5 protein-coding genes are annotated in these 7,441 nt (G+C 35.8%); 2 read left to right on the top strand and 3 right to left on the bottom strand.

Features of this window, described 5'->3' with window-relative positions; translation table 11 throughout:
* Positions 1 to 12 precede the first annotated feature (12 nt).
* Together ACFIO3_RS06170 and ACFIO3_RS06165 are read left to right on the top strand one after the other, a co-directional pair.
* Positions 13 to 378, top strand: coding sequence for a hypothetical protein (locus ACFIO3_RS06170; protein ID WP_375607015.1), 366 nt, complete (start codon positions 13 to 15; stop codon positions 376 to 378).
* 44 nt (positions 379 to 422) lie between these two features.
* The gene (locus ACFIO3_RS06165) at positions 423 to 872 is read left to right on the top strand and encodes a hypothetical protein (RefSeq protein WP_375695492.1); all 450 of its coding nucleotides are present in this window, start codon (positions 423 to 425) and stop codon (positions 870 to 872) included.
* A gap of 1,077 nt (positions 873 to 1,949) precedes the next feature.
* Here ACFIO3_RS06165 and ACFIO3_RS06160 read toward each other — a convergent pair.
* The 3 genes from ACFIO3_RS06160 to ACFIO3_RS06150 all read right to left on the bottom strand — a co-directional run.
* Positions 1,950 to 2,711 (bottom strand): DUF4167 domain-containing protein, encoded by a 762-nt coding sequence (locus tag ACFIO3_RS06160; protein ID WP_375610681.1) that lies wholly within the window; start codon positions 2,709 to 2,711, stop codon positions 1,950 to 1,952.
* A gap of 1,680 nt (positions 2,712 to 4,391) precedes the next feature.
* A complete protein-coding gene (locus ACFIO3_RS06155) occupies positions 4,392 to 4,835 on the bottom strand; it encodes a hypothetical protein (RefSeq protein ID WP_375607018.1) in 444 nt (147 codons plus the stop codon).
* A gap of 2,162 nt (positions 4,836 to 6,997) precedes the next feature.
* Positions 6,998 to 7,441 (bottom strand): hypothetical protein (locus tag ACFIO3_RS06150; protein ID WP_375704203.1); only part of this gene is annotated, 444 nt, incomplete at its 5' end.

The following is a 7,441-nucleotide window of genomic DNA, read 5'->3' as shown; positions in this document are numbered from 1 at the left end:
GGAAAATAATTTATGAATCCCCTTGTTTTTATCCTCTTATTGGTTTCATGTACGGATGATTTTAACAGTTGCTATTCGAACAATACAATGGTTAAAACTTACCCAACAGCTCAAGCTTGTGAACAAGCCATGATACCGTCCACAAAAAAGTTTGCACTTTATGGACAACAAATTTTTGCTCAATGTATAAACGTACAACCCAGTTTACATCAACAAGAAGTAAACTTGATCTGGTCTGTAACAAACCGTGGAAATTTTCTTCTTAAAAGCCAAAACGTAAAAGACAAGCTGTCTACAGTCCACAAACAAGATATTTTACCAACATCGCTTCCTCTTTTGCGTTCTTCTTCCACAAACCTCTTGCACAAAAAACTTTAAAAGCATAAACCCATCAGATCTCAAAAAAATAATCAATGGAAGACATGATAGATAATAAGCGAATGCACCCTTCAAAAGACCATCACACAGAGCAAAGTACTCTGCCTCAAGATCTCCCCTTAGATCCTGCTGTAGAACGGGTGAGAAAAAAACTTATGGGATTAATGATTATTTCCGTTTTAATAACGCTCTTCCTTATTCTGACCGTACTATTTTTAATTGTTTATAAAGTTATCGCAACGGGATCAGCGTCAAAACAAACAGAGCGATCTTCCTCTCTCAGCAAAAATCCACAAGCTACCCATCATACGCTCTCCTTACCGGAAAAAACACAGATTTTGTCGCAAAGCCTCTCAGAGAACAATATTGTACTGAAAATTTTAACCCCTGATGGACAAACAAAATTTATGATTTACAATTATTATACCGGTGCACTTGTCTCCATTCTTTCTGTTGAAACAACAGAAAGAATATCGACAATAACGCCTCATTAAGCAAGCCAACCTCAATAAGCGCTGACATAGCATTCTGAAGGTTTAAACATTTTCTGCGAGCCGGGCATTATCACACGCTTTTCCAGCGCGTAGGTGTTGCCGACAATCCTTGGCGCTAGAGAGAGTTCATAAGAGCCATTTTTATTCCTTCTTATACAAATTTATCCATACGGGCTCTCCCCGCTTGCAACGTGCAGGCGAATGGTTTTTGTTGATTCAACCATGGGACAAATTTGGAATGAGAGAATCCTAGGGATTTAGGGGCTCTCACCTAACATACAAAAAAATGAATTGTTATTATAAATCAATGTGATAAGTCTTAAATTTCCACCATACGGCGACGGCGCATTTTTTATTGTATCCCCTCACTTGAATTTTGGAAAAGAAGAAACCTTTCTGTCAACGCATTCCCATTTTTAAGAAAACGGACTTCATTTGATGAAAAGCTAATGAACGTGCAAGAAATGCTTCTTCTTGAGTGTAAAAATTCAACATATTAATTTATAGTGATGATTTATTTTGCATGTCAAATGAGAACCTCAAATACTGTAAGATTCTCTCATCTCAAATCTATTTATGATGAAGCTCATCAAAATCATTTCCTCACATACCCTAGCAAGGAAATTGATGAATAAAATACCTCTTATAGATAATCCGGTATCAAAAGAAGAACTGTTGCAACATTGAAAATTAAAGCAATAACGCCCAGCTTACATCTTTTATTAAGCAAAGATAACCGATGGATTTCACATGATAGAATTCATAAACACCAGCGCGCAATGGGCATGAATATATTGAACAATATTAAATATAGGTGTGAATTAAATAAAACAACGACATTGCGTTCTTCATAAAAGAACTGCCTCTTAAAATACACGAATGTGGTTTTCTCTGTATCCCCTCACTTAAATCTCAGCAAAGAGGCAATCTTTTCTGTCAACAGCCTTCGTTAAGTTCCTGATACAGCCCCGTGAAAACTGAAGGAAAGCGCAAGAAGCTTCTTGAGCATATTATAATTTATTATCATGATACCAATAACATCACCACCCAAGCGCGCTTACACAGCACCCTTCAGGTTTAAACATTTTCCTCTGCCTCAAGATTGACCACTCGGCGACGGCGCGTCTTTCTCTGTATCCCTTCACCTAATTCAGGCAAGGAAGAAGCCTCTTTTGTCACTTTTGATGCATCTCCATTGCTAGAGCTTTCTGCTGTTGTGAGTGAAAGCTCAAAAGGTGCTTCATCTTGAGTGCGTACAGTACGTCGACGGGGAGAACGACGTGTTTTTTTGATGGGTTCAACATTTTTCTCAGAGAGACAGTGCTCTTGATCTGTTTTTTCATCCGATAGAGCCTCTAAAGCGTTTTCACGCGCATCTCCATTTTGCATTTTATCATTTTGGCCATCGCCATTTTTTTGCGACGACATTTGTAATACATCTGTATCACCCTCAACAGTATCATTTTTTTCACCGTCAAGATTTATTTCACCGCATTCTTGTCCATTGTTTTCATCACGATTTTCGTTTTCATCACCACGATTTTCATCACGCCGAGGCGATTGAGACATTTGCCCAGCTGCTGCTAAAATAATACGCAAATAGTGCTCGGCATGTTGTAAATAATTTTCCGACATAACACGATCACCTGCACCTTGTGCATCACGCGCAAGGCTTATGTATTTATCGGCGATTTGCTGAGCATTCCCGCGAATTTTAACATCCGGACCGCTACTTTCATAATTGCGAGACAACGGATTAGGACCGCGACGATTATTATTGTTATTACCATTATTGTTATTATTGCGACCGCGTACCCGTCTATTTTGTTGTGGCCTCATCTTTATCCCTTTTTGGAGTGTTTGTCTTATGTGTGTCTTAATTGACTCTTCCTCATTGCATTATCTTTTGATAATGCTGATCACGTTTAACATACGCTTATCAAGCTATCCGCGTTTATTTCACTCAAACGAACCCTACTGATATTGATAAAAGCATATATTTTCTTGAAAATCACAAAACAGCAGGGAAATCGTAAATCAAAAATTCCCTTTTTCTCTGTCAAACAGCAGAAACCTAATGATGTTCACGTAAAATGCCAAGTGTTTTTTTTAAAATAAACCATATTTCACTAAAAAAAATAATTATCTTGTGGAAAACAAAAAGGAAAACACACATATAACACACCTGACAAAGAAAAAATTCCTGCCAGAGAATAGTAGAAGCTTCCTTTTTTGCTCTAAAACCACCGCTCCTAAAAACGCCGATATTCTCTACCCCCTCGTGCATTTAACTCACAAGCACTTCCATCCCAACGAGTCACTGCGCGAACCTCTTTATTTTATAAATATAGCCTCTCTTCATCGCTAAAGCAACCCCTTGCGAGCGATAATCCACGATCGCTTCACAAAACCTCTTAATTTTTATAGATAGATTAATACGAAGTATTATTCAAGCCCTATAATCACCAAGAGATCAATCTTCTTTCCCAAAAAAGCCAACGATACTATCAATTTTTATTTTAACCCATAGAGTTTTTAAGTTAATCACAGTTTTTATTTATAACAAATTGAGCTTAAAAACAAAATATTTAAATACAAAAAAATATCAAATTATGAAAAAAACAACCAATATGTCACACTTTTTTAAAAATCAGCTTCTTCTCAAAAAAATACCCTCCTCAAAGCCTATCAATAAGAATGGCCTAACGTATTTCCTTACTTATCTTTTCTGATAAAGAAAACTGGAATTATAAAACAAGCACATTTTAAAACCCAACACAGCGCTTTACGCATGAAGAAGCCTTGAATGTTTATAAAAAAATGTTTTTTTACTCATTTTTGTCATGTCTATTGACTTACACCCTCAAAGAACGAGGATTCTCAAATCACACGGGTCTGTCAACAATGAAAATACTTATAAAATTCATACACTGAATTGATTTGTAATGATAATTCATATTTTTGTGTTGAGTAAGAAAACTTAATACCGTAGGATTTTTCATCCTCAATCTGTTTGCTATTGAATCAATCTCTTTTTCTTGCATGTTACACGTAGGAAAACCTGCGTGGAGTAAAAACGAAAAAAAAGACTAAAAGTACCTCTTATGAACCGTCTCTAAGGCTAAGGGGCTGTCGAGAGGCACCATTGGAAGCGGAGCAAAGTGTGATATGGTACCAGCTTACTCTTTTTTAAACCATAAAGATGAACTTGCTTTATAAATTTTATACATTTCATGAGGGTTTTACCATTATACCATTCACCAAAGCCATTACGAAATGGGTTTCCCACACTCGTTATTTCCCTTAAAAAAGCGCAACAACCCCTCCAGAAACTCCACCACGCCCCCTTAAACATTTCAAGGAGGCCATCCATATCTTATATCGCCATACCTTAAATAAGAAGTGCGATATAACAAGATAAATAAATCAAGCTACTATTGGTCTTGAGGCAGATAGTCATTTAAGAGGCTTTTATCTTTTTATCAAAATTCGCTTCCTTTTAACTTTCCGTATAAAAACTTAAAAGTAATTACGCCTTTTGCCTGTTTTATTTTCTCTTTCATCAAGAAAACAGTCTCGTAAGAGAAAATAATTTCCATCCCCAGGACGGATCCTCGTCAAACATTGTTTTTTTGCAGTATCAGAAAGCTTATCCCACATTTCACGAATAGCAAAATAGGCCTCACTTTCTAAATTAAGGCAGTGCTGATAAACTTCTTTTTTCATCTCGGGCATAACGGAAGCAGAAATTTCCTTGCAATACACACGCAGATCAAAGACAGGAATAGCCAATTCAACAGGCGCTTGTTGTGTTATTTTTTGATGAGAAGAAAAATAACTGACCGCCTTTGCAACAGCAAAACACAAAATCACTATACAAAAAAGTATCATGCAAACAAAAGCAATCTTGCGATATAATCTTTTGAAATAAGCCTTTTGTCTTGCCCGGATTCTTTTTTCCATAAAGATTGTACCCTTTAATATCCCAAGAGAAGCTTTTACAGCAAAAAACGATAGAAGTATCTGTGTACACAATACAGGTTATAGCCGCAAACGATCAAGACTCTTATGTCAAAAGACTCTCTTTTTTACCGTATAATTCTTATGAAACACTTTTCTCATGCCCTTTATGAAAAAATAGGGTTGATGATTTTCTCTCACCACTTTTAAAGACGAAGATTCTTCATCCATGCGATTCTATAAATAATTCGTCTTTGTTAAGACACATCATATTGATTTATAAAGAGTCTTTATTGTTTTGCACGTTGAATGAAAAACCCGAACACCATAGGATTCTCTCATCCGAAGTTTGTTTTTTGTTGAAACAATCAAAACCATGTCGCTTACAAGTTACAAGCGGAGCTGGCATGTGGATTAAAAACTGTATAAGAAAGGCATATGCTTCTTATGAATCGTCTCACGAACCAAGGCTGTCGTAATATTGGGAGCGAGAAAATACAATGATGGTGCCGGCTTGCCTCTGCATAATCGTAAAGATGGGAGTGCTCAATGGGTTTACCATTATTCATCACACAAACACTTCATATATAACACGCCTTTTATTACCCACCCTCAAAAAGCAGTCGCTAAAACGATAAGAGATTATAGATGTAAAACTCCAAACAAAGAAAAGAATGGACTTTCTAATCGAGATCAACAAACACTGTTAAAGACACATTTGCATTTTTGACCATGCTGACATGTATAATAATGGCCCTTCAAATACGCCACCATTTTATGCTCCACCCCATATCACGCTCCGTCAAACAGTCACAAAGATTCTTTAACTATTCAACGTCCCCCCCCCCAACCAAAGCAAAGAAACCGAAACCAGACGCCTGCATTTTTATTTGAATCTTCCCTATTGGGATAAAACACATAAGAATTTAAGATTTCACTGCAAAATGAAATCACAAAATACAATAATGAGAAAAATATCCAAAGCCATCTCAATAACAAATATATAGCGCCCCTGTTATTAGAAAGTAAAAAAAGCCGCACCATTTAAAGGCGCGGCTTATGAATAGAGATATAACTAAATAAAATACAAAAGAAATCAATAATAAATAATTATACACAAAGCGTATAGTATTGCAAGCTTTTTAATTATATTTATAAAAATATCCAAAAAGAGTATAAATAATGATACATTCGTATTGAGGAGAGTTGTTTACAACAATGCACTTTCTAAAATAAAAACGTATCAAATAAATCAAAATACTTTGTAGCTTTATCTCAATATAATCCATGAAAAAACACACATGATTTAAGTCCATAATTATAATAAGATCCGCTTTTTTACACTTGTAAAAGCTGGTTTTTCTTGACTTGCATCCACCACTTAAAAACATGAAGATTCTTCACCCAATCTGATCTATCAACAGCCCAGATTGCAGCGGGGTCCATTTGGCTTTCTCACATGTGATTGACTTAAACTTAAAGCTCAACAAATAAGCCTGCCTTAAATATTTTCCACGCCCTTAAAAAAACACTTTTTGTATCATGGAGGCTCTTACAAAGAGCTTGCCTTATATCATCACACCTGAAAGGACAGTATTTACAGCATAAGCAGGATAAGACAAACAACCGCTTATACAATCTTGTCTGACAAGAAAACAAGTGAAACTTTAGCCTTCAAGTCTTCTTAAACAGTATAGCATTTCTCTTCGTTTATAAGAAAAGACACAACGATACGCATAATTTTCTTATAGGCATTTTTCTGCTTTTGTCCTTTTGGCAATTAATATTTTCTTTTTATGGGATTTTTAACAAATTAAAATTGCGATGAACTGCTCTGTTTCTCTTTAAAAAAAGCGTGAAAATGGCAATTTTTTATAGATTTAAAATCATCGAATGCTCTATCCAAAAGCTTTTTCAAAGTATTGCAAGATTTTTTATTTTTTTAAAGCTTCTTTTGCCATGCGTTTTTGTTTGGGCACAGCTCCTTTCTCTGTAGGCTTTAAAAACTTACCCTTAGATTTCAATATGCGCCCTACTCTCCCCAACAACGCATGATCAACTTATCCTGCAACAACGCTTCTCTATCAATTTTTACCCCTTTTTTAACATCTCAAACAGAGTGCAATTCCAGTCCCCACCGAAGATATAAATCAGGTTTATCTGATCTACAGCTTCAACCCATACATATTGTTATGATCACTCTTTTCTAACAAAGAAGAAATCTCTCTAGAATGCTCAACACTGATGTTTTGAGCAACACTACTGTGTAATTCTAGCGGCTTATGTGCTGTAAATTTTGAAATAAAAGAGCTGTAGTCTATTTTTGGTGCCTCGTATATTGAAGAAAAAAATATGTCTCCAGCGGACGATGATTCTGTTTGAATTTCTGGTGCGCTCACAAAACTGTTTGATGTCGTTATTCCACCACTCACAACACTATTAATACTGTCTTGCTTCTCTTCTTTCTCATTTTTTTTCTGTTCGACACTGGTAAAATCTAGAGCATTTAATTTTTTTTCTAAAGCATCCATGCGCTTTGAAATTTTTGTAATATCTTCATATGCTTTCTTCAACAATGCGTTTAAAGGAGCATGTCCCATTCTTCCGCT

The sequence above is a fragment of the Bartonella sp. AD328YNZD genome, from assembly GCF_042196425.1.
This window is presented reverse-complemented; position numbering and strand designations above follow the sequence as displayed.

What these genes read in the sequence shown, in the direction of transcription:
- ACFIO3_RS06160 (WP_375610681.1), bottom strand. Translation starts at nt 2,711, where the DNA reads ATGAGGCCACAACAAAATAGACGGGTACGCGGTCGCAATAATAACAAT.
- ACFIO3_RS06170 (WP_375607015.1), top strand. Translation starts at nt 13, where the DNA reads ATGAATCCCCTTGTTTTTATCCTCTTATTGGTTTCATGTACGGATGAT.
- ACFIO3_RS06165 (WP_375695492.1), top strand. Translation starts at nt 423, where the DNA reads ATGATAGATAATAAGCGAATGCACCCTTCAAAAGACCATCACACAGAG.
- ACFIO3_RS06155 (WP_375607018.1), bottom strand. Translation starts at nt 4,835, where the DNA reads ATGGAAAAAAGAATCCGGGCAAGACAAAAGGCTTATTTCAAAAGATTA.